The sequence below is a fragment of the Candidatus Methanoperedens nitratireducens genome, from assembly GCF_900196725.1.
Classification (GTDB): Archaea; Halobacteriota; Methanosarcinia; order Methanosarcinales; family Methanoperedenaceae; genus Methanoperedens; species Methanoperedens nitroreducens_A.
Map to the genome: position 1 here is coordinate 1 of NZ_FZMP01000228.1, position 21,682 is coordinate 21,682.

Sequence of the window (21,682 nt, forward strand, 5' to 3'; positions counted from 1 at the left end):
TGAGGTATCGAGGTGATGGGAATGGCAGAAAAGACGGCTAAGAAGACAGTAAAATCCGAGGCGCCAAAGGAAGACAAAGAGGCTGTTAAAGCAATGTCGCAGGCGCTGACAAAACCGGAAACTCAGAAGCTGGCAAAACCAGAGGCACAGAAGGCTGTTGTTGCAGCTGCCAAAGCACCATCAGAAGTTGCAGTTAAGGCGCCAGCAGAGGTACAGATGCAGGAACCGAAAGTTGTAGCACCAGTAAAAACAGAGCCGCAGACGAAAGCAGAAGCACCACAAGCCAAAGCCACCAAGGAACCTGCGAAAGCCCAGCCTGAAACGATAGCAAAAACAGAGGCGCCAAAACCTAGAGAGAAAGCGGCAAGAGAAGCGGTGAAAGCGACGCCAGAGGTTTCAGAGACGCCAAAAACTGATGAAGCAAAGGCAGAAGCTAAAGCTGGAGCTAAGAAAGAAGCCGACCCTAGCAAGGAATTCGTGGACGGCATCATGGCAGAGATGAGCTTGAAAGGCGCATCAAAGAAGAGGCTTATCAAGAAGCTGGCAGAGCAGTACAGTTTTGATAAGCAAAGGGTGCTGTTCAAGCTCAAGCGCGCGCTGATTACGGAGAGGTATACGGCGGCGCATGCGGAAGCGGAGCATTGATTTAATTATATTTTATCAATAAGTTCGAGAATTGTAAGGTATTGCTTTTGCCCCATCCAGAAGCCATCTGTTATCATCTTGTTTATTTTGGCTTTTGCATTTTCTTTTGATATTTTGCCTTTTCTGATCATTAAAAATATCAAATAAATTGTTCCGTGAACTTCTACACCCAGAATTTTTCCTGCCGTTCTTGCGATATCGTCATCGATAATTGCAATCCCATCCAGGCTTTTTGCAAGAGATAACACTCCGATCTCCCCACGATGGAGTTCTTGGTTAAGCTGGGTAAACTTACTTTTATTTTCTATTTTCCGTACTGAAATGACCTTATTTTTGACCAGTTCTTCTGCTACGAAGGCGTCTTCGCTTCCTGTCTGTTTGCCCCTAATTACTACTTCTTCATATACAGAATCAGGTATTATGCAATCTGCATCCAGTTCCTGAAAAATCCAGTTAAGACCTGCCTTGCACAGATATATCAGAGGCGTTGAATTGATTACAAAAATCATTGCACAGCAGCCTCAAAATCTTCCAAAATACTCTTTTTAGAAATGTGAAGTGGTATGCCTTTTTCATTCAAAATGTCAAGCATCTCACGAATTGAAATTCCTGCAATCTCTGCCGCTTTCCCCAGAGAGACTTTCTTTTGCATATACTGATTCAATGAATATTCTATCAGCTTTTGCCTCATTCCAATGTCTATAATGCTTCTGATTACAGCGGACCTGTCCATGTGAAAACCGGCTGCAAGCATGTTTATTTTGTTTTCAATGTCCTCGGGCGCGGTAATGGATATATCTGGCATGGGTTGTAATTTAGTTTTTATAAATAAAAAGATTTGCAATGCTGCGCTGAGGTATTAAGAAGGCAATATGTTTCATACCTAAGCGCGCACTGATCATGAAGAGGTATGCGGCGGCGCACGAGGCGGGGCATTGAGTTCAATTGACTGCGCCGCACCCTGAGTTCGTATCAGTTCGTTGTTTTTATAAAAGACTACTGCGCAGCCTTGCGTTCTTCGCGCCTTTTGCAGTGAATGCACACATGTAGTTGCATCGCTTTTATTATCATCCGCCCCAATAACTTCTGTATGGATCATCCTTATTTAATCAGGTTCTTGATAGGTGGCGCGGTAATTGCAGGAACAACGTGGGTTGCAGAATATTTTGACCCGAAGCCTGGGGGCATCATTGCGAACATACCCTCGGCGACCATTATAAGCCTGCTGATCATCGATAGCGTACTGGGCGAGAAAGGGGCAGTCCTTTTTGCGAAAGGAGTCGTGGTCGGGAATATACCGTGGTACGGTTATATTTTCGCCGTTATCCTGCTCACCCAGAGAATAGGTCTTGTAAAAAGCCTTGCTGCCGGGATGGTTATCTGGCTGCTGCTTGTGCCGGTTACATGGTGGCTTTCCAGGTTTGTTTAAATGATGGTGCAAGGCTCAGTGAATGGAAAAAGCTTTAATTAATAAAATGCGAAATCAGTTATAGCAGATATGGCTCATAAGTTCGATGTAAAAAGAGCGGAAATCCTTGACAGTCCAGATAGAATACAATTCCTGAATCCGGATAGTATTCTGGACAGGATAGGTCTGGACAGGGAGATGATACTTGCAGATCTTGGTTGCGGGACAGGGTTTTTCACAATACCTGCGTCGTTGCGTGTCAAAAAAGTGTACGCTCTCGATGTGCAGCAGGAAATGCTTGATATTTTGCAGGACAAAATAAAAAAACAAAAGATCGCCAATATCGAGACCATTTTATCGGAAGAATCATCAATACCGCTGCCTGACGGTTCAGTTGATGTCCTGCTTATGGCTAATGTGTTCCACGAGCTTGAAGACAGAAGTGCCATATTGAAAGAAGGGAAGCGTATTCTTTCAAGCAGGGGAAAACTGGCAATAGTCGATTGGAAGAAGATAGAAATGGACTTCGGACCGCCTGTGGAAGAGCGGTTGGCGGAAGAAGAAGTGATCTCAGTCTGCAAGGACAGCGGTTTTGAACTTGCGGTGCGGTCGGATGCGGGACCTTACAATTATTTGTTGGTTTTTGATTGTATCAAGCATTTGCAGATGAACCCATCCACTAATTAGACGGAAAGACTATATCGACAGGATGACATGAAAAACCTATCCTGATAATCCTGTAGTATTCTGAATTTTACGACCTATATAAACTCGCCACAGAGGCACGGAGAAACAAAGAAATATTTCAAAAAAGCTCTCTGTGCCTTAGCCCGAAGGTCTCCGTGCCTCAGCGCCTCTGTGGCTCATTTATGCTCCACTCGTTTAGATGTTGGAATTATTGGATGGGCTTGCAGACGAAAAGTTATTTTAGTTAAACGAATATATATTGTCGCTGATCATAATGGATAAGATGGAAACCGACAGGATAAAAAAAATAGCACAAATAATCTCTGAAGTTTCGCATCTGGATGAAACCGATATGTTCATCCTGCTGGCGCTGCTTGCTGACAGCAAGAAGACCAATGCCGAACTGGCCAAAATGCTGAAATTCAAAGACGGGAATTCTGTAGCATATCATATGCGCACTATGCAGCAGGACGGGATCATTGAGCGGCATACCATTGTCCCGAACTGGAAGCGCATTGGATTGCCGACAGAATTCATCATACTGGCAGAAGCAGAGAACGAAGAACAGCTGCTTGAGCTCGAGAAAAGGCATGTGATAACGGCAGATGAATACTCTTCAGCGTATGGAGATATCGTTGTGACGCCAACGATTTCAGGCTGCGTTGTCCTGCAGGATGTCTACCAGTGCTACGGCGACAGGATCATGGGAATAATAATCGGCAGGGCAACATCTGACCAGGATGCTGCGGTTTATTGTAAGAATTATGTTGCGGGCAGGTATCCGGGCATTAAGGTAAGCCTGCTTATAAACAAGTACAGGACTATCAGTAATTTCTTCGTCGATAAGAAAGCCATAAAAAAACTAAAAGAATTCTTCCAGATAGGGAACAAAGGTGGGTCTGCCGACGCCCTGAAAGAATTACGTGACATGGAGATATAGGCATATAACTCGCATCGGTTTTAAAATTTCAATTATTCTCTATAGTGGTTTCTAATTTTAGTTATAATTAGAATTTTTTCGTTTTTGTTAAAAACAGGATAAAAAAACGATAAATATAAATACAATGCGTCAAAACAGGTCGGTACTTGGAAAGTAAATCTTGTATTTACGGGAGGAAATTATGAATAAATATGCAAGTGGTATTGCAATAATAGCGCTTATTCTGGGCTTATTCGCAGTCGGTGGTGTTTCAGCCCAGGTTGTAGGAGTTGAGGAAAGAGTTGTAAGCATGCCTGCCATGCCTGCGGCGGAGCAGTTCGGCAACTTCACAAAGCTTGAGATTTTACCCCGCTACGGCAATTTCAGGCTACAGTCCGGGGAGAGCAAGGAAATGACAATTACCATTAAAAACAAGGAGAAAAAAGCTGTCAGTGTAAAACCCAACATAGTGATACCCCCGTTCAGCGAATATATCATGGATAAGGAATGGATAACGGTTACACCTGCCAGCGCAGATATACCAGCTGAAGGAAGCCAGAAGTTCACGCTAAAAGCATCTGTGCCAAAGGATACTTCTGTTGGTTATTATAACGCACAGATCGCTTTTACGGACGAGGAAATGCCATCGCCCTATCCGCAGCCGGTTCCCAATTATGTCCATACCTTCAGCCTTTCAATTGACGCCTGGACACCGCCCATTATCCAGGTCACAACACCCTATATAAGCGACCAGCTTGAGGCAGGGAAGGAATACGACTACGAGATAAAGCTCAAGAACACAGGCGACAAGGAGGTTGCTATAGCCCCAAAGATAAGCCAGGAAAATTACATGTACGGTCCCTACGGAATGGCTAAATCCGCCTTCCCTGACAGTGCGATAACAATAACTGCACCCAAGAGCGTACCTGCAGGCGCTACTGAGAGCGTAAAAATTCACGTTAAAGTGCCCGCAGACTCCAAGGGCATGTATAACGGAATGATAGACCTCGGCATAGAAGACCCATCCCTTCAAAGGTTTGGGGGGTCTGGAGGAATTAATCTTAATTTCAATGTCTGGAAGCAGCCAACCGAGCCTTTTGTCAAGAGCTTCACCCTGAAGCAGCCATCGCCCGTCACCATAGAGATCGGCTCCAGCTACTTTGGCGACCTCTACAGGCTTGCGATGTTTGCAGGCGGCATGAGTGCCAGCAACGCAAAAGAGCCTTCTTTTGAAATATACCTTGAAGGCGGGACAGGAAAAGCCGAGTTGAAACTCGAGAAGACAGTGATAAAAGGTGGTGTAAGTATGGGTGGCCAAATACCGCCGTGGGAGATGGATAGCACCGGCATATACCAGGATATAGGAACGCAGCATATTGAGACCTATACAGCCAATGTCACGGCAGGCGAATGGAAACTGAAAGTGCTGCCCAGAGACACAGACAAGTTTGAGTATACTATAACGATAGGGGAGTAAATACTCCCTTTTGCTTTTTTTCATGAAGTGAAAAACATGAGTAAGAACTATGAACCTCTGCCTTTATTGATAGAATGGAAGATGTTAAACCATGAACACGCCGACAAAACTCGCAATCGGGCTTATTGGAATAGTATTAGCTCTTGGTATAGGGCTAAGCTTAAGCTACAAACAACCCGATCCTATGCCTCAGTGGGTGCATAAAGTAGACTGGCAAAACAAGCCTGGCGATGCTGCCAGAATAGAAGAACTTCTATGGACCGGGATAAGCCCGTACAGGACAGAATACGAGACGGTAAACATAAGCGCAGGTAGCGGGAGCAGTAGATTGCGCCTGCGGGTGGTAGCTACGGCAAAAGATTCGGAGTACCATGATATATACGATTTTGTATACGAGGGCGATAAACTGTTGCTTACCGGTTATCTCCTTGAGGCGATACCGCAGGAGTACAGGAACGAGGCGATCAGCCTCGCTCTTGGGAACCAGGAAATAGCCTCTTCGGTTATCGGTTCAGGCGCTCCGAGCGTGAAGCGCGTACTGCCTGCTACGGCAGAAAAATTCTATGCACCGAAAACATTGCTTAGCGTGACGTGGGAAGGGACTTCAGCATTAATAGACCCGGACGAGCGGAAAGTGGCAAATATCTGGAAAGCAGGAGCACAGGATTCCCAGGTTAGAGGCGGAAGCAAATAAAGGATATGTTAAATTAACATTGTTCCTTAAATATATGGTTTCGCAAATGTTTTCAATTTTTCCGATAAATTTTACGATTTCTCCTCAGGTAATAAACTACCCCCATTGCCCCGCCTGTAAGCACAAATGCAGCCGATAGCTCCAGGAATTCTCCGGGTTGTTCAGTCTTCGAAATGTTCGAATAAGCCGAAGTCTGCGTAGTGTTCTTGATTGATTCTTCCGCGGAAGCATTGGAAACAGGTATCTCTACCTCAGGTCTTTTAACCCCGACTATAGCAAAACTGCTGAAATTCCCCGTAAGACTGGCGTAATAGGTGTAATTCGACTTTCTCTCGGCAATCTGGGTCTCTTTCTTAACCCAGCCTCCCTGCCACTTATACATGCTGATATCCTCCGGGTCAAGACCGTTCTCCTCAAGCCAGCTATTGTTCACACGGAAAGCCACTACACCGTTGCTCACCTTTTTGCTGAAGCCACTTCTGCCCGCAAAGACGTTGAAATACTTATAAAGCTTACCCGGAGTATCGTCTTTTATGTTTTTTGACCTGTTCTTCAGTATCTCCACCGAAACAGGCACTTCGCTCTCGCTTGCACTGCTTTCAAACGTAACCACCAGAACAGGGTCTGCCGCACGGAAAACATATGCTGAAGATACCCTGGAAAGCACATCCATTTCCCTTACCTCCCTGCGTTCAATGTTGCCGATATCTTCACTGGGTGCCATGCCACCCCCTCCGCCGCCACCCCGGCTGCTTGAGGTCCCGACCTGCCTGGTAATAGCTGCGCCTCCAAGGCAATCCTTGTCTGTATCCCTGCATAATGGCAATCTCACATAATCCGTATCAGTGATAGTATTACCGGACTCGGTTTTCGCGGTGAGGGTCGCAATATTCATAATGCATGAGTTATACGGCTCTTCACATTTAAATTTAGATAGATCAGCCGGGGTAGCAGGGTAGATAAAGCTGAAGTTCCTGGGATTATTTGCCTCAAGACCTGAGATATTGAAAAATCTCCCGGGGTAAAAAGGGTCATAAATAGAAACATCAGTCAGATTAACTGTACTGTTGGCTTCCAGCGTATAAGTAACCCTGGTCGTTCCTCCCTCAGTAACAACAACCATACCTCCATCGGCTCGTTTTATCCTGTGAACAGGGATTATTGGAAGGGAAACGGTAGTCGAGTTAGTGTAGTTGAACATAAAATTTGAACCGCTGTAGACCTGGACGTTCATTTGCAGAGTCAAATTAAAAACCCCGTCTTTTACCCCTGCATGGTCTATTTCGAAAGCTAACCTGCAACCTGAGACCCTGTTCTGGCAGGGTTTTGTTTCATTTCCCGCAAGCGTAACAGTAAAGGAGTTATTATCATATGATTTATTATTATAAAACTCAGTTACTTTAACTACCAGCGAACTGTTCCCTGTGTTCTTAAAGGTACTGCTATATCCGATTAATTTCCCGAAGTGTCCGGTCTTTGCATCACGCCAGGTCTCGACCTGGGTACCATTATCATCAATCATGCCCGGTTCGATTAATTTCAGTTCGACATTAAGAGGATTCCTGACTGTCACCTTTATGGATTCAACTGCTTTTCCACCATAATCATCACTGCTGCTGAATTCCCATATATATACACCCTCATCGCCATCGGCAGGAGTCCATGTATATACCCCGGTACTGCTATCCAGGTTCCCTCTGGTCGCACTGGTTCCGTAGCGTATTGTATCCGAATCGGTATCACTCGTATTTATTTTAAAGGTCAGCAGTTGACCTTTGTACACTTCCTTATCTCCGATCGGTAACTGGATAGGGGGATTATTGGGCACCTGGATGTTGTGGGAGGCTGAAGTCAGGCTTAGACTGCCTCCCCCTGAGTTGTTGTATGCCCATACGGATATGTTGCTCCATTCATGTGGCCCTGCTGAGGCGTTGAAGTAAGTGCTGGTCACTCCGTTCTTCCATACACCATTCACATTCACATTGTAACTATCAGTAACATTACCTGTTCCCGCCTTCCATACATGATTTACCCAGAAGTTGCCCTGTGTACTTGTGAGGCTAACCGGAACAGGTGGTATGTATATTCGCTCTGGTGGGGATTTTGGCTGCGGAGTAGATGTTGATTGCGGAGTAGATGTTGGAAGCGGGGTTTGAGTTGGTTGAGGAGCAGGTGAAATCTTATAGAGTGTTTTATCAGCATTTACAACATCTGCACCTTTGATTCTAACATTTAAATAGCCTGTATCATATCCGGTTTTAGAATAACTGAAGTTGTATGTACCATCGGAGAGACCTGCCATAAGATAATAGCCATCTTTGTTAGTAATGTTCTCGATACTGCCGCTTTTCACTACCACCCCTTCCAGTGCAAATCCCTGGTCGTTATATACATGCCCGCCTGCGTTGTAACTGTTGGCTGCACTCCTATCAGGAGCCTTTGCCATTGAAAAAGGGATTAATAGTACTAAAAGTACTATTGCGATTTTATTTAGATACATTTGATTTATCCGCTTATTAACTTTATTTGCATATTATTCACTCGTGTGCCGTTGAGCGGCACTACTACTTCATTCTCTAAATCCCTCATGCTGGGGACAATATATCTTCCGACCTCGATGCTCTTTTTCTCAGGCAACTGGATTTCCCAGTTCGGTGTTCCCCCTGCATCGCTTTTTCCTTCAAGACTGATTATATTCACAGGCGGGACAAGATCTACCCTGAGAGTGGCATTATAAGTTTTCTTTGCAAAGTTATGGAAGCGGAATTTTATAGTTATGTTGCCGTCCACCTGGGTTATATTCCATTTTGTAAGGACTACACGGGGTGTCAGGTTCTCTGGAGGGAAAACATCGTAATTATCCTCCAGTACCTCAAGCATGTAATAATCCCGCGCAGATGCTTTTCCATTTAAAATCCTTTTTGCCATTTCTTCAGCGCAACGAGGCTTTCCTCCTGAACCGTTCACAGCTTTTCCGCAGAACCACCAGTTGTTCGCGGGTTCTACCGACGCAGCTTGAGGGTCAGGGAAAAGGATTTTCTTTAATCCTCCGATTTTCTGCAACAGGAATATATTCTCGGAATTCCTGATATAAATCGTCTGGTTCACTTTGCCATTCTCCCAGTTCGTCATGTTGACTGAGTCTCCAACACTATCAAGATAACTCCACCTCTCGGCGTAGCCCATTTCCCCGGACTCACCCCACTGGGTAATGCTTCCATTCCTGATATTGTCATAAGAGATCGTCTGGGTAGCATTGCCATCTGATGAGTAGCCTATCTGGATGGAGTCAGCATTATCAAAGCCTGTAACATGAGCATCCTGGCTCGTGTCCCCCATCGTGCTCGCCGCGATTTGAATGAGCTGGGCAGAACTCATGTCTTCCTCGGCAGATGCCAACGCTATTCCAGCCATTCCTGCCAAGACCAGTGAACATATTACGAGCAGGCGAATCCTTTTCATGTTCTCACCCTTTCGTAATGGTTTTCTTCTCGTTTCTTTCGGTTGTGACCTGGTTCTCTGTGTTTCCGAGGAAGACGTTTATGTCCTGATTCAATATCTGGATATTGCCCTCTACCGCAACTTCAATTCCCTGCGAAACGTTGCCGGAGCCATGATTCTCAGCACCCTGATTAAGATCAACTATTATGAGATTGATTCCATTAATGGTGTTGTTCACCATTACATCGGGATCAGTTATGACCACGACATTGTCTTGGTCTAAAATCTGTATATTCCCGCTCACAAGAACATCTGTATACTGGTTTACGTTACCGCTGCCGTAATTCCATGCTTCCTGCTTTACCTTGACCACAGCCGCATTCCCGCCGATCAGGTCTGCTTTCTGGTTAATGTCCGCATTTACGGGGAATGACAGCGCCGATGCTGTGAGTATAAACGCCAGTACAGCTATAATTTTCATCATGCTGCTCACCTCCTTTTGGTGATTTTGATTCAATTCTGGTTTTCTATGCAAGTAAAGAAATTAAAGGGAAGGTTAAACTAACCCCCCTCCTTAAACCTCACTTTAGTGATTTGTCGGTATTTTCGATTGTGGGATTTTCTTTCTCTATTATTATCTGGCTGTCTTCGTTATCGAATACAGGTATGGTGAAATCTATCGTTGAATCTTCGTGTGCATTAGCAACCTGGAACTCGCGTATATCAACCGGCTGGATAAGCTCCTGATCGACATAGATCTCTGCCGAAGCTGTCTGAATAATATCATTCGACTGGATGACATCACCGCTGTTGCCCTCGCCACCGATGGCTGTTGCGCTTGAGTCCTGATCCAAATCAGATGCCGCTACGCTGTTGCAGCCGTTGCCGCCGTTGCCGCTGTCGCCATTGCTGTCACCGCCACTGCCTGCACCAGTAGCATCAGCGACACCAAGACCATTGCCATTGAAATCGTCTCCGCCTCCGTTAGCACCGCTGCCAGTACCTTTGGCTGTGGCTTTGCCAGTGCCGTGCCCACCAACGCCGCTCCAGTCACCGCTGTTGCAGCCTCCAAGCTTGTTGCCATTACCTGTTTTCTGAATTCCGGTATTGACGGAGATTGCCTCTGCGTTTCCGCCAAGACCGATATTATGGTTATCCAGATTGCCATTGTTTGTCAGTATCTGGTTTACATTAGCTTCAGCCGCTTGTGCACCATTTACATCCACATGGATTTTCTTTTCGTTCATTGCTTGCGCGTTCGAATCGATTTTAGGATTTGCCATTGCTGCTGGTATCAATCCTATCACTAACATTCCTGTCAGTATCGATATTATCAATGTTTTCTTCATATATTCACCTCATTCATATTTTCCTATTCTAACCCGGCGCTTTAACCGGGTAAATGCGCCCCTGGGTCTTGAACCCAGTTATTTCTGCTCCCCGCCAGGCGCCCCGAACGTTATATTCCATGCCGCTCTCCGTACCACCGTACCGTTCTCGGAGACTTGGACAAACATCCGGACAAAGCTGATATTCCCCACCCGTTTTATCGTGAAGTTCTGAGTCCAGTTGTTATCGGCAGTGTAAGTTATATTGGTCTGGTCATACCATTCCTGCCCGAACTGAGGCTTGAATACGGTGATCACTGTTTCATTCAATCTCGGGTTCGTGAGCTGAAGAGTTACAGTGACCTTGTTGGTCTTATTGAGTTCATTCGATTTGATGACCAACCGCAGCATGTTTGAACCTGCATTGCCGGTGTCGGATGCATAACCCTCCAGGCTAATGTTATCCTGGCTGGCATTCTGGCTTCGGTTCATACCGGGAAGGTTCAGGTCGGCTTTATTTTCGTTGCCGATGCATCCTCCTATGATGGATATGACTGTAAGTACACCCACAACCTTGCATAACCCTGAGATAGAGAACAGCCCTATCTGAAATTGTTTGTTTTCCAATTTATCCCACCACTTTTCCTGTATCCCCACAATGCTCTCTGGTTTTTCAAGTCCCCGGTTCCCGGAGGAGTCCGGAGTACTTCTTAAATTGTTGTATTAGCATAATATTATTACATACCTTAAAAAACATTAAGAACAGGGGACATCTAAACGTTACATATGGCTATGCATATGCATTTGCATATGCCAAAGCAGGTGGCAATGCATGTAGCGAATACACATTGTAGCTGCATATGTAAAAAAATAATATTAAAAGTAATGTAAATATGGCAGCATTTTTTCTTGATTTTACCGTCTTTTTTATATTCCTTCATAACTTATACTGGCATGTAATGAAAACTATGATCATAGGCGGCGGGCTTGCTGGGCTGGCTGTCGCTTACAGGCTTACAGGAAGGGACGAGGTAACTGTCATCGAGAGAGAGGAAAAAGTCGGGGGCGTGGCTGCAAGCTACAGTGTACAGGCACCGCACATGAACACGGGAACATACAATATCGAAAGGTATTACCACCATATTTTTGCCGGCGATAAAGAACTTATATCTCTTATCGAAGAACTTGGTCTTAAAGAGCGGCTTGAGTGGATAAGAGGCACCACGGGTTATTATTTTGATGGCAAGATATACCCGATGAACACGCCTTTTGAGATACTGAGAGCGCTGCCGCTTATGGATGTTATCAGGCTTACATGGCTTGTATTGAAAGCAAAATCTATAAAAGACAGGTCTCCTTACGACAATGTTGCTGCGAAAGATTGGATAATCGGAACTGCAGGCGAGTCTGTATATAATAATTTTTTTGAGCCCCTGCTCCAGAGCAAGTTCGGGGATAATAAAGAGCGGGTATCGGCAGCATGGCTTCTGGGGCGCGTGCAGATCCGCTCGAACAGGGGCGCAAAAGGCGAGACCCTTGGATACATGCGCGGCGGTTTCCATGCTCTTATAGAGGCAATGGCAGACAGCATCATGAAAAAAGGCGGAAGAATAATGAACGGCGAAGTATCCCGGATCGAGGTCATCGATGGCGCCGCGAGAGGCGTTGTTGTGAACGGAGAGAAAATCGAATGTGACAGGGTCATATCAACAGTGCCGCCCCATGCCCTTGAAAAAATAATCGACACACGGCTTTTGGGACTGGACATGAATATCAGCTATCAGGGGACTGCATGCGTGCTGTTTGGATTGTCAGAAAAACTCATGGATGATATTTACTGGTTGAACATAAAAGACGATGTACTTTTCGGCGCGGTGATAGAACACACAAACTTCATCCCGCCATCGGATTATGGGGAGCACCTGGCATATGTGACCTCATACTTCCAGAATCCTGATAACGTTCTCTGGAGATCCAGCGATGAAGAGGTCGTCGGATTATACATGAGGGGGCTTGAGAAGCTCTTCCCCGGGTTCCGGAAAAAGGTGAAATGGTGGCGCCTGCGGCGGGATATGGATACTGCTCCAGTGTATGAGGTAGGGTACGGGAAAAAAGTCCTTCCTTATAGAACGAATATCAAGGGACTTTATCTTGCAGGCATGTTCTCGGAGGCGAATTATCCCGAGAGGAGCATGAACGGCTCGATAGTGGCAGGGTTTAAGTGCGCTGAGGCAATAATCAAGACGGAGGTATAAAAATAGTCGAAGTTTCAATCGTTCTTCCGGCATACAACGAAGCAGCAAGAATAGAGAGCACAGTAGAGAGAACAGCAGCAGCACTTCGTGAACTTACACCGTCATTTGAACTCATAATCGCAGAGGATGGCAGCAGGGATGGCACGGATAAGATCTGCGAGGCCCTCGCAAAGAAATATGATTTTATAGTGCATCTTCATTCGGATGAGAGGCAGGGAAGGGGACGCGCACTGAACCGCGCTTTCAAATCATCAAAAGGAGAGATACTCGGTTACATCGATGTTGACCTTGCTACGGATATGAAGCACCTTAGCGAACTGATCCAGCACATCCGCGACGGCTATGATTTTGCCACCGGCTCGCGCATGCTTCCTGAGAGCAATGTAAAAAGACCTTTCAAGAGGGGGTTTGCAAGTAAAGGTTTTAATTTCCTGACACGTTTTATGCTTGGCTCAAAACTCTATGACCACCAGTGCGGCTTTAAATCATTCAGGCGCGAGCCGCTTTTCAAGCTCCTTGATGATGTCAGGGATACCCACTGGTTCTGGGATACCGAGTTATTTGTCCGGGCGCAGCGCGCGGGCTTTAAGGTCAGGGAGTTCCCTGTGGACTGGAAACACGGCGGCGCCACGAAAGTCAATTTAATGAGGGACGTCTTCGGGATGGGCTCCCAGATATTCAGGTTATGGTATGAATTCTTATGGGATTAGCTGATATCGTTATCTGGTGGCTGGCTTTAGAAATAATCGGCTTTGCCGCCCTCCCGATCGCCTCATATATCTGCCTTAATTTAAAGGATTACGGGTATTCCATATCCAAGCTCCTGGGATTATTGCTGCTGACTTACATAAGCTGGATTATCTCTTTTTTAGCAGGATACTCAACCTATTCTATCGCACTGGCTTTAGGCATCATAGCTGTAGTCTCGCTTATCATCTACCGGAAAAAAGGTCTTCTTATTGATAAGGACTACGCAATAAAATTCGAAGTATTGTTTCTTCTTGCCTTTTTGAGCTTTGCGGTTATCCGCGCCTACAGCCCTGATATTTACTGGACGGGAGGCGAGAAGATCATGGATATGACCTACATAAACAGCCTCCTCAGGACTTCGCAATTTTCCCCTGCCGACCCGTGGATGTCGGGTACCTCGATATATTATTACTATTTCGGTTACCTGATAGTTGCCGATCTAATAAAAATATCAGGAGTTCTGCCTTCTATCGCGTTCAACCTTGCTACGGCATCTTTTTTTGCGCTCTCGCTGACCGCAGCGTTCGGCATTGGATATAACCTTACGGAAAGAATGAAATACGGGGTTATTACGGCTTTTTTTGTAACTCTTGCGGGAAACCTTGTCGGGTTTTTCCAGTTGGTTGATATTTTATTCATCCAGAAAGGAGGCATGAACGGTACGCTCTCGTTCAATTACTGGACAAGCTCGCGTGTGATACCCAATACTATCAATGAATTCCCTTTTTTCAGCTTTCTCCATGGCGATGTGCATGCACATATGATCTCAATAGCCTTTCAGCTTCTTATCATACTCCTCCTGTTGAATGTGATGAAATCCGGAGCGCCAGGTATAGCTTCCATATTGACCCTGGCTTTATCAATCGGCTTCCTGTATCCGTTGAATACGTGGGACTACCCGGTTTATCTGTTCCTGGCAGTTTTTGTCCTGACATCTCAATTTTTCTTATCAAAAAAACTATCATTCAAACCGGTAAAAGGTTTCGCTATATTGACAGCAGCGATCGGTGCAACAGCAGCGTTCAGCTATCTTCTCTATCTCCCCTACCATGCATCCTACAAAGTTGATAAAACGATCTCTTTTGTTGATTCGGGGAGAACATCGCTGATATTCTATCTTGCCATCTATGGGGCGTTCATTTACTTATTATACAGTTTTGTTATGTTAAACTATAAAAAATCCGACCTGAAACAGGGATATTATAATATCTCTCTTATTCTGCCCTCGATAACTGCATCGGTTGTTATATTGATATCGGCAATAGAATTAAAATCATTTATTTCAGATAATGCAAGCAACCCGAATATCAGCGAGCTTGAGTTGATGATCTTGCTTGTGCCGCTGCTTATTTTATCAGCTATCTCGATGATCAGGGAAAAGGACGGGAACAGGGTTTTTGTTCTCATTTTGATAATAACAGGTATTTTTATATCCCTTTTCTGCGAATTTTTTTATATAAAAGATGCCCTGGGGAGCGGAAACCCTGCGTATATCCGTCTGAACACGGTGTTCAAATTATACCTCCAGAACTGGGTTCTGTGGGGAGCTTCGGCAGGAGCTATCGTATTTTATTTCAGGGAGAGTTTTACAGGAAGGAAGGTGTGGAGCATCATAGCTATAATCCTGGTACTGATGGTCTCCATATACCCTGTTCTCGCAACCATCGGGAAATCAGGAGGTTTCGTAGGCAAATCCACGCTTGATGGTGAAGCTTATGTCAGCAAGGAGCATCCCCAGGACTATGAGGCTATACTCTGGTTCAGGAACATAAGCGGGCAGCCCGTTGTGCTTCAGGCGCCGGGGGACCTATACCAGTGGAACACATATGTGACCGCATTTACCGGTCTTCCTACAGTAATTGGCTGGGCAGGGCATGAGAAGAACTGGAGATACCCCTGCGGCTATGAGGTAGATTCACGCTGGTCTGATGCAGGTACGATATACACATCGCTTAATTTTGATGAAGTTGATTCGCTTTTGCGAAAGTACAACATATCCTATATCTATTTTGGAGATGCTGAGATAAAGAAGTACAGTAGTCCGAAGTTGTTCGAGGCGCATCCTGAGAGATTTGAGAAGGTATTTGATTATGGGGATGTGGTTGTTTATAAGGTAAAAACAGGTAACTCTGGAAAATAACCGGATTTTAAATATAATTTTATATTATGAGTGCATCTTATGTAAAATTCATTTTTAATAAAATCCTTGAGGAGTTCAGGGTGATTTTAAATGAGAACGCTTGAAGAGATAAAAGAGATATTGAAAAAGCAAAAGCCAGCCATAAGAAAGAAATATGGTGTAAGAGAAATTGGAATCTTCGGCTCTTATGTGAGAGGAGAACAGAAAAAAAAGAGCGATGTGGACGTTCTGGTTGAGTTTGAAAAGCCAATAAGTCTTTTGAAATTAGTGAATCTGGAAAACTTCTTAGCCGATCTCATAGATATAAAGGTGGATGTAGTGCCTAAGGAAGATATCAGGTATGAATTAAAAGAGAGGATTCTGAAGGAAGTAGTGTATGTATGAAGCGAGACGTGTCGCCGTATATTAAAGATATCATCGAGCATATGGAAAAATGAAACAAAAGTGCGAATTTTTATAAACAGAAGATATCGGATAGAAAATACAATTTCCAGATAGGTTCTAAGTAAAATATCCCCCATTATACTCACAAGTGAATCCCAAACCGTTAAATCTTTTTACTATCAGGTAGTGCAAAGTGCGAATGAAAGAACGTTACAACCCGCATGAAATCGAGGAAAAGTGGCAGCGCAAGTGGCAGGAAGCCAGAATATTCCAGCCTGAGCCTGATGAAAGGGAGAAGTTTTTCATAACAATCCCTTACCCTTACTTAAACGGCAACCTTCATGCAGGTCATACCAGGACTTTCACCATCGGTGATGTAGTTGCGCGGTACAAACGGATGCTGGGCTGCAACGTGCTGTTCCCGATGGGGTTTCATGCTACAGGGACGCCGATTGTGGGGCTGGCGGAACAGATCCAGAAAAAAGACCCTGAGACAATAAGGGTGTATAACCAGCTTCACGGAATACCGCTTGATGTCCTGGAGACCATCCAGACACCTCTGCAAATAGTAGAATATTTCAGCATAGAAGCGGAGGCTGCCATGAAAAGCATTGGCTTCTCTATTGACTGGCGAAGAAGATTCACGACCACAGATCCCCATTACCAGAAGTTCATAACATGGCAGTTCAACCTTCTCCATGCAAAAGACAAAGTTGTAAAAGGGGCGCATCCAGTCAGATGGTGCCCGAACGACCAGAACCCTGTCGAAGACCACGATATCCTGAGAGGAGAGGATGCCACCATAATCGAATACACCCTGATAAAATTCAAACTCAACGATGATATCCTTCCCTGCGCAACGCTGCGCCCTGAGACCGTGTTCGGGGTCACGAACCTCTGGGTAAACCCGAAGAACCATCATGTAAGGATAAAAGTCAATGATGAGACCTGGGTTGTCAGCAAAGAAGCGTATGAGAAGCTTAAATTCACGGATAAGAAAGTAGAATTTCTGGAAGATGCCAATGCCGGCGAACTGATAGGCAAAAAAGTGAAAAATCCGGTTACAGGTTCTTCCATTCTGATACTTCCCGCCTCATTCGTAAGCCCGGCGAACGGAAGCGGCATTGTCATGAGCGTACCGGCACATGCGCCATACGATTACCTTGCGCTTCGCGATCTAAAGGGTGCAGACTTAACTGAATACGGCATCACGGAGGACGTTTCCACAATACAACTAATCTCTCTAATTAAAGTACCCGAATACGGGAAATACCCGGCAGTGGATGCTGTCAACGAGCTAAAAGTGAAAGACCAGAACGACCCCAAGGCAGAAGAAGCCACCAAGCTCGTGTACAGGCGGGAATTCCACGGCGGCATGCTCACCGAGACCACGGGTAAATATGCAGGCATGGCTGTCTCAAAGATCAAAGACGTGCTGACACAGGACCTTATTTCCGAAGGGGTGGCTGATGTTTTCTATGAGTTCAGCGAGCAGCCCGTGATATGCAGGTGCGGAGCTACATGTGTCATAAAAATGGTCGAAAACCAGTGGTTTTTGAATTATTCGGACCCCGCATGGAAAGCGCTTGTCTACAGATGTCTTGAAAAAATGCAGATAATCCCGCCTGAGCTAAGGGTGGATTTTGAGAACAAGGTGGACTGGCTGAAGGATAAAGCCTGCGCACGGCGAAAAGGGCTCGGAACAAGGCTTCCCTGGGACCCTGAATGGATGATCGAATCGCTCGGGGACTCAACAATATACATGAGCTATTATATCCTTGCTAAATACCTTGATAAGATCAAGCCTGAACAATTAAAAGAAGATTTTTTTAACTACTACCTGCTGGATGAAGGCACGCCTGAAGCCGCTGCGTCAAAGACCGGGATGGATGTCGACCTCATTAAAAGGATAAGGCAGGATTTTGAATACTGGTATCCGGTTGACCTGCGCTCGTCAGGGAAAGACCTGATACCCAATCATCTTTTGTTCTTCCTATTTCACCATGTTGCGATATTCCCCGAAAAATACTGGCCCTGCGCCATAGCCATCAACGGCTTTGTTTCGCTTGAAGGGCAGAAGATGAGCAAATCCAAGGGACCCCTGCTCACTTTGAAATCCGCGGTTAACGAGTACGGCGCTGATATCACCCGCCTCTATATCCTGAGCACGGCAGAGCATGTCCAGGATGCTGACTGGAGGAAAGCTGATGTTGATGCCACAAGAAAACAGGTTGAGAGGTTCTATAAAATAGCATACGATATCATCAGTGCAGAGGATGCAGGCGAATTAAAACTGATCGACAGGTGGATGCTGAGTAAACTACAGTACAGGATACAGGAGACCACTGATGCTCTTAACAAAATACAGACAAGAAGAGCGGTCCAGAACGCCTTCTACCTGCTCATGAACGATATAAAATGGTACGAACGCAGGGGGGGCGGCGCTGCGCGAAAACAGATACTGAGCGCCTGGATCAGGTTAATGGCGCCATTTACACCCCATATATGCGAGGAGATAGAGGAAGAGATGGACGGGAGTTTTATCTCCCAGGCAGAATTCCCGAAGGCAGACCCGGCTCTTATAGACAGGAGCGCCGAGCTTGCAGAAGAGATAACGAGCAATACGCTCAGGGATATGGAAGAGATCATCAGGCTTATTAGGATAAAACCTAAGAGGATAATCCTGTATACATCCGCATCATGGAAAAAAATGGTGCTAAGGAGAGCCATAAGACTTAAAAGAGAGAACAACCTTGACATGAAGAACCTTATGAACGCACTTATGAGCGACCCTGCAATGAGAGGGCAGGCAAAGGAAATACCCAAATTCGCTCAAAAGGTAATTACCGATATCCAGGGAATGGAGCCTGAACTGATGAATTCACTGCTTGAGGTGGATTTTGATGAGACTTCTGCCTTAAACGAAGCCAGGGATTTCTTAAGCCAGGCTGTAGGATGCAGTATAGAAATATACAGCGCGGATGCGCCTGAGTACGACCCGCAGGGGAAAAGCCGTTTCGCATCCCCGATGAGACCTGCAATATATATCGAATAAGGCCTTAAATAATCTAATTAGAAATCTCAAATCGGTTATCAATCCGACCGGAAAGGAACTAAAATATTTATCTGATAAAGTTGAGTAGTATATTATTGCTGGTGAACATGACCACAACGGAAATGCTTGAGAAGATTTTAAATGACCTCAAATACATCGGAGGTATAGAAGCCTCGGCTGTGGCAAGCAGGGATGGTTTACTTATCTCCTCAACTGTTCCCCGCAAGTTCCATGCAGATACGTTCGTAGCCATGGCCGCTACAATGCTGGGAGCCGCGGAAACTGCAACAACAGAACTCGGAAAGGGCATTCCGGAAAGAATTATTGTAGAATCAAAGCACGGAAAAATAATCGCAACAGGAGCGGGCCCAAAAGCGCTGCTTCTGGTTATGACCGAACCGAACGCAAGTCTCGGATTAATCCTGGTAGAGGTAGTAAAAGCGTCCGAGAAAATAAAAGAAGTGCTGGGGTAAATAATATGAAACAGGTAGCGACAGGAGTAACAGGTCTTGATAATATCCTGGAAGGAGGGTTCCTGCGACCATCAACTATATTGATAGCAGGCACCGCAGGGACGGGAAAAACTACCTTTGTGATGCAGTCCATCTTTAATGCGGCGAGAAACGAAGAAGTATGCATGTATATTACTGCGCTCTCAGAGCCTATTGCCATGATCAATAATTTCATGTCAAAATTCTCTTTCTATAACATTTCATTACTGGGGAAAGGCAATGTGAAATACGTGCCCATCGATATCGAAACGATCCATAAAGGCTCAAAAGCGATAATTGACGAAATGGAAAGGAACATAGAAGTGATCAAGCCTGATAGGATCGTTATCGACCCTGCTAACGTGTTCGTATACGGACTTGATGAGGAATCCCAGCGCCAGTTCTATTATGATTTTTTCACAAGCATGAAGGGATGGAACTCCCTTGTCCTGTTAACAGGCGAATTTACCTCTGATACGCTTGTTAAAAGCACGCTGAGCTACCTGGTCGATGGCGTCATCCATATCAGCAACGAACCATTTTTAGACCGGAACGTGCGTTACCTCAATGTTCTCAAAATGAGGGGACAGGATTTTCACGGAGGCAAGCATTCATGTAAAATAACAAAAGACGGGTTCATGGTGTTTCCAAGGGTATCCCCTGCAGTCAGAACATCCGTATCAAAAGAACGGTTATCCACGGGGATAAAAGGTCTTGACCAGATGACAAGTGGCGGATTTAACCGGGGCTCGTCAATATTGATCTCAGGTTCGAGCGGGACTGGTAAAACAACGATCGGAACACAGTTCATTGTGGACGGCCTGTTAAAAAAGGAGCCCGGCGTAATAGTCTCTTTTGAGGAAGATGCGCTGCAGATACGTGAGAATTCTAAAGTGTTCGGCTGGAACCTGGAAGAGCATGAGAAGAATGACCTCTTCAGGATAATATCCCCTGTTGGATCCGATGTCCATGAACTGGCGCTCCAGCTTTACGAGACAATTGAAAAAATAAATGCCAGGCGTTTGCTGTTTGACGGTACAGGCAAGCTGAACAGGATAATGCCCCAGTTTATACCGTTTCCGGAATACATGGACAATATTATCAATAACGTAAAAAATAAAAATGTAACAGCCATATACACAAATGAAACCTCGAACCTGACAGGGACTACGCAGATCACAGGTACAGGGATATCCCCAACAATGGATACTGTTATCCTGCTGCGGTACGTGGAGATAAGGAGCGAAATGCGAAAAGCGCTCTCGGTGCTCAAGATGAGGGGCAGCGATCACGATAAGGATATAAGAGAACTTATCATCACCAAGAAAGGTGCTGAAATAAGACTGCCGTTCAGCGAATATTCAGGCTTATTATCAGGAAGCCCCATGAAGACATTATCTGATGCTTTCGTAGAAGCTTTCAGAAAATAACCAATATGTTAAACATTTCGCTTCAAAATCTCATTGAAATATATGCATGGACCGTAGCGGGCATTATAATGATATTTATAACCGTAATTGCCAAATTTTATCAAAAAAAGTTCGGCATAAAGACCTTTTATTATTTTTACGTTTTTCCGATATTGGTTCTTTTTACAGCAGCTTTTCATCTATTTTCCTATGACTCGTATCTGTCCGAATCAATAGAACTCATAGGTTCTATCGGTTCTTTCCTGGCAAGCTTTTTCCTGTACAGGCTTATGGTAGGTGTAAAATGAGCTGGGAACTGCTCGATATCACATCCTTTATTTTATTTACATTGATATTTTATTTTTTAGGTGTACTCAGCAAGCGGCTGGGCGAAGTCATGGGTATGAAAAAATATTACTATATGTATTATCTGGGTATGGCTCTTATGTTATCAGGTTCGGTTGTAATGACTCCATTCTTCAATATTGGAAATCCCAAGCTGTATGGGTATGCTTTGTTCGCGCTCGGTTTAACTGCCGGATTGATCGCATCAATAAAATACTGGGGATGGCTGTTCAAGGAGCTTTTTAAAGGATAAT

Annotated in this window: 23 protein-coding genes; 15 read left to right on the plus strand and 8 right to left on the minus strand. The window is 45.0% G+C overall.

The features are described from left to right. Nucleotides 1-21: 21 nt before the first annotated feature. Nucleotides 22-645 (plus strand): hypothetical protein, encoded by a 624-nt coding sequence (locus tag MNV_RS16805; protein ID WP_143311874.1) that lies wholly within the window; start codon nt 22-24, stop codon nt 643-645. A 5-nt stretch (nt 646-650) separates the two neighbouring features. On the opposite strand, the gene MNV_RS16810 is transcribed toward MNV_RS16805, so the two are convergent. The 3 genes from MNV_RS16810 to MNV_RS19925 form a co-directional block, all read right to left on the minus strand. Next, a complete protein-coding gene (locus MNV_RS16810) occupies nt 651-1,154 on the minus strand; it encodes a DUF3368 domain-containing protein (RefSeq protein ID WP_096207100.1) in 504 nt (167 codons plus the stop codon). Beyond that, the gene (locus MNV_RS16815) at nt 1,151-1,450 is read right to left on the minus strand and encodes a UPF0175 family protein (RefSeq protein ID WP_218838058.1); all 300 of its coding nucleotides are present in this window, start codon (nt 1,448-1,450) and stop codon (nt 1,151-1,153) included. The genes MNV_RS16810 and MNV_RS16815 overlap by 4 nt, the downstream gene beginning before the upstream one ends. 93 nt (nt 1,451-1,543) lie before the next feature. Then, nucleotides 1,544-1,744 (minus strand): hypothetical protein, encoded by a 201-nt coding sequence (locus MNV_RS19925; protein ID WP_179294053.1) that lies wholly within the window; start codon nt 1,742-1,744, stop codon nt 1,544-1,546. On the opposite strand from MNV_RS19925, the gene MNV_RS16820 reads away from it, so the two are divergent. From MNV_RS16820 to MNV_RS16840, 5 genes are all read left to right on the plus strand, one after another. Beyond that, nucleotides 1,736-2,074 (plus strand): DUF3147 family protein, encoded by a 339-nt coding sequence (locus MNV_RS16820; protein WP_179294054.1) that lies wholly within the window; start codon nt 1,736-1,738, stop codon nt 2,072-2,074. The two genes, MNV_RS19925 and MNV_RS16820, sit on opposite strands and share 9 nt — an antisense overlap. Before the next feature lie 69 nt (nt 2,075-2,143). After that, nucleotides 2,144-2,740: a class I SAM-dependent methyltransferase gene (locus tag MNV_RS16825; RefSeq protein WP_096207103.1), complete on the plus strand. Its 597-nt coding sequence runs from the start codon at nt 2,144-2,146 to the stop codon at nt 2,738-2,740. Between the two features lie 274 nt (nt 2,741-3,014). Then, a complete protein-coding gene (locus MNV_RS16830) occupies nt 3,015-3,680 on the plus strand; it encodes an Lrp/AsnC family transcriptional regulator (protein WP_096207104.1) in 666 nt (221 codons plus the stop codon). A gap of 181 nt (nt 3,681-3,861) precedes the next feature. Continuing rightward, nucleotides 3,862-5,136 (plus strand): COG1470 family protein, encoded by a 1,275-nt coding sequence (locus MNV_RS16835; protein ID WP_096207105.1) that lies wholly within the window; start codon nt 3,862-3,864, stop codon nt 5,134-5,136. 91 nt (nt 5,137-5,227) lie between these two features. Then, nucleotides 5,228-5,830: a hypothetical protein gene (locus MNV_RS16840; RefSeq protein WP_096207106.1), complete on the plus strand. Its 603-nt coding sequence runs from the start codon at nt 5,228-5,230 to the stop codon at nt 5,828-5,830. Nucleotides 5,831-5,882: 52 nt separating this feature from the next. Here MNV_RS16840 and MNV_RS16845 read toward each other — a convergent pair whose 3' ends face one another. From MNV_RS16845 to MNV_RS16865, 5 genes are all read right to left on the minus strand, one after another. Further along, nucleotides 5,883-8,276: a PGF-pre-PGF domain-containing protein gene (locus MNV_RS16845; protein ID WP_179294055.1), complete on the minus strand. Its 2,394-nt coding sequence runs from the start codon at nt 8,274-8,276 to the stop codon at nt 5,883-5,885. A gap of 59 nt (nt 8,277-8,335) precedes the next feature. Next, nucleotides 8,336-9,292, minus strand: coding sequence for a hypothetical protein (locus tag MNV_RS16850; protein WP_143311876.1), 957 nt, complete (start codon nt 9,290-9,292; stop codon nt 8,336-8,338). A 4-nt stretch (nt 9,293-9,296) separates the two neighbouring features. Beyond that, the gene (locus MNV_RS16855) at nt 9,297-9,755 is read right to left on the minus strand and encodes a hypothetical protein (protein ID WP_096207109.1); all 459 of its coding nucleotides are present in this window, start codon (nt 9,753-9,755) and stop codon (nt 9,297-9,299) included. 97 nt (nt 9,756-9,852) lie between these two features. Beyond that, entirely contained in the window at nt 9,853-10,620 is a 768-nt protein-coding gene (locus tag MNV_RS16860; RefSeq protein WP_096207110.1) for a hypothetical protein, read from the minus strand. A gap of 78 nt (nt 10,621-10,698) precedes the next feature. Further along, nucleotides 10,699-11,226 (minus strand): hypothetical protein, encoded by a 528-nt coding sequence (locus tag MNV_RS16865; RefSeq protein WP_143311878.1) that lies wholly within the window; start codon nt 11,224-11,226, stop codon nt 10,699-10,701. Nucleotides 11,227-11,558: 332 nt separating this feature from the next. On the opposite strand from MNV_RS16865, the gene MNV_RS16870 reads away from it, so the two are divergent. The 9 genes from MNV_RS16870 to MNV_RS16910 all read left to right on the plus strand — a co-directional run bounded on the left by MNV_RS16870 (nt 11,559) and on the right by MNV_RS16910 (nt 21,681). After that, complete coding sequence (locus MNV_RS16870) at nt 11,559-12,854, plus strand: NAD(P)/FAD-dependent oxidoreductase (protein ID WP_096207142.1); 1,296 nt, start codon at nt 11,559-11,561, stop codon at nt 12,852-12,854. A 17-nt stretch (nt 12,855-12,871) separates the two neighbouring features. After that, a complete protein-coding gene (locus MNV_RS16875) occupies nt 12,872-13,564 on the plus strand; it encodes a dolichyl-phosphate beta-glucosyltransferase (RefSeq protein WP_257000101.1) in 693 nt (230 codons plus the stop codon). Beyond that, entirely contained in the window at nt 13,555-15,744 is a 2,190-nt protein-coding gene (locus tag MNV_RS16880; RefSeq protein ID WP_096207113.1) for a DUF2298 domain-containing protein, read from the plus strand. The genes MNV_RS16875 and MNV_RS16880 overlap by 10 nt, the downstream gene beginning before the upstream one ends. Nucleotides 15,745-15,834: 90 nt before the next feature. Beyond that, entirely contained in the window at nt 15,835-16,128 is a 294-nt protein-coding gene (locus MNV_RS16885) for a nucleotidyltransferase family protein (RefSeq protein WP_096207114.1), read from the plus strand. Nucleotides 16,129-16,327: 199 nt separating this feature from the next. Next, nucleotides 16,328-19,183: a leucine--tRNA ligase gene (gene leuS, locus MNV_RS16890; RefSeq protein ID WP_096207115.1), complete on the plus strand. Its 2,856-nt coding sequence runs from the start codon at nt 16,328-16,330 to the stop codon at nt 19,181-19,183. A 107-nt stretch (nt 19,184-19,290) separates the two neighbouring features. Further along, a complete protein-coding gene (locus MNV_RS16895) occupies nt 19,291-19,656 on the plus strand; it encodes a roadblock/LC7 domain-containing protein (RefSeq protein WP_096207116.1) in 366 nt (121 codons plus the stop codon). A 5-nt stretch (nt 19,657-19,661) separates the two neighbouring features. After that, nucleotides 19,662-21,104 carry an ATPase domain-containing protein gene (locus MNV_RS16900; protein ID WP_096207117.1) on the plus strand — a complete coding sequence of 481 codons (1,443 nt, stop codon included), beginning with the start codon at nt 19,662-19,664 and terminating at the stop codon, nt 21,102-21,104. Nucleotides 21,105-21,172: 68 nt separating this feature from the next. Then, nucleotides 21,173-21,391: a hypothetical protein gene (locus MNV_RS16905; RefSeq protein WP_143311880.1), complete on the plus strand. Its 219-nt coding sequence runs from the start codon at nt 21,173-21,175 to the stop codon at nt 21,389-21,391. After that, complete coding sequence (locus tag MNV_RS16910) at nt 21,388-21,681, plus strand: hypothetical protein (RefSeq protein WP_096207119.1); 294 nt, start codon at nt 21,388-21,390, stop codon at nt 21,679-21,681. The genes MNV_RS16905 and MNV_RS16910 overlap by 4 nt, the downstream gene beginning before the upstream one ends. The last annotated feature ends 1 nt before the right edge of the window (nt 21,682 follow it).

Coding starts and splice junctions, on each gene's coding strand:
- MNV_RS16815 (WP_218838058.1), bottom strand. CDS start 1,450: ATGCCAGATATATCCATTACCGCGCCCGAGGACATTGAAAACAAAATA.
- MNV_RS16870 (WP_096207142.1), top strand. CDS start 11,559: ATGAAAACTATGATCATAGGCGGCGGGCTTGCTGGGCTGGCTGTCGCT.
- MNV_RS16880 (WP_096207113.1), top strand. CDS start 13,555: ATGGGATTAGCTGATATCGTTATCTGGTGGCTGGCTTTAGAAATAATC.
- MNV_RS16905 (WP_143311880.1), top strand. CDS start 21,173: ATGATATTTATAACCGTAATTGCCAAATTTTATCAAAAAAAGTTCGGC.
- MNV_RS16860 (WP_096207110.1), bottom strand. CDS start 10,620: ATGAAGAAAACATTGATAATATCGATACTGACAGGAATGTTAGTGATA.
- MNV_RS16825 (WP_096207103.1), top strand. CDS start 2,144: ATGGCTCATAAGTTCGATGTAAAAAGAGCGGAAATCCTTGACAGTCCA.
- MNV_RS16845 (WP_179294055.1), bottom strand. CDS start 8,276: ATGGCAAAGGCTCCTGATAGGAGTGCAGCCAACAGTTACAACGCAGGC.
- MNV_RS16810 (WP_096207100.1), bottom strand. CDS start 1,154: ATGATTTTTGTAATCAATTCAACGCCTCTGATATATCTGTGCAAGGCA.
- MNV_RS16850 (WP_143311876.1), bottom strand. CDS start 9,292: ATGAAAAGGATTCGCCTGCTCGTAATATGTTCACTGGTCTTGGCAGGA.
- MNV_RS16820 (WP_179294054.1), top strand. CDS start 1,736: ATGGATCATCCTTATTTAATCAGGTTCTTGATAGGTGGCGCGGTAATT.
- MNV_RS16895 (WP_096207116.1), top strand. CDS start 19,291: ATGACCACAACGGAAATGCTTGAGAAGATTTTAAATGACCTCAAATAC.
- MNV_RS19925 (WP_179294053.1), bottom strand. CDS start 1,744: ATGATCCATACAGAAGTTATTGGGGCGGATGATAATAAAAGCGATGCA.
- MNV_RS16830 (WP_096207104.1), top strand. CDS start 3,015: ATGGATAAGATGGAAACCGACAGGATAAAAAAAATAGCACAAATAATC.
- leuS (WP_096207115.1), top strand. CDS start 16,328: ATGAAAGAACGTTACAACCCGCATGAAATCGAGGAAAAGTGGCAGCGC.
- MNV_RS16885 (WP_096207114.1), top strand. CDS start 15,835: ATGAGAACGCTTGAAGAGATAAAAGAGATATTGAAAAAGCAAAAGCCA.
- MNV_RS16840 (WP_096207106.1), top strand. CDS start 5,228: ATGAACACGCCGACAAAACTCGCAATCGGGCTTATTGGAATAGTATTA.
- MNV_RS16835 (WP_096207105.1), top strand. CDS start 3,862: ATGAATAAATATGCAAGTGGTATTGCAATAATAGCGCTTATTCTGGGC.
- MNV_RS16910 (WP_096207119.1), top strand. CDS start 21,388: ATGAGCTGGGAACTGCTCGATATCACATCCTTTATTTTATTTACATTG.
- MNV_RS16805 (WP_143311874.1), top strand. CDS start 22: ATGGCAGAAAAGACGGCTAAGAAGACAGTAAAATCCGAGGCGCCAAAG.
- MNV_RS16855 (WP_096207109.1), bottom strand. CDS start 9,755: ATGATGAAAATTATAGCTGTACTGGCGTTTATACTCACAGCATCGGCG.
- MNV_RS16900 (WP_096207117.1), top strand. CDS start 19,662: ATGAAACAGGTAGCGACAGGAGTAACAGGTCTTGATAATATCCTGGAA.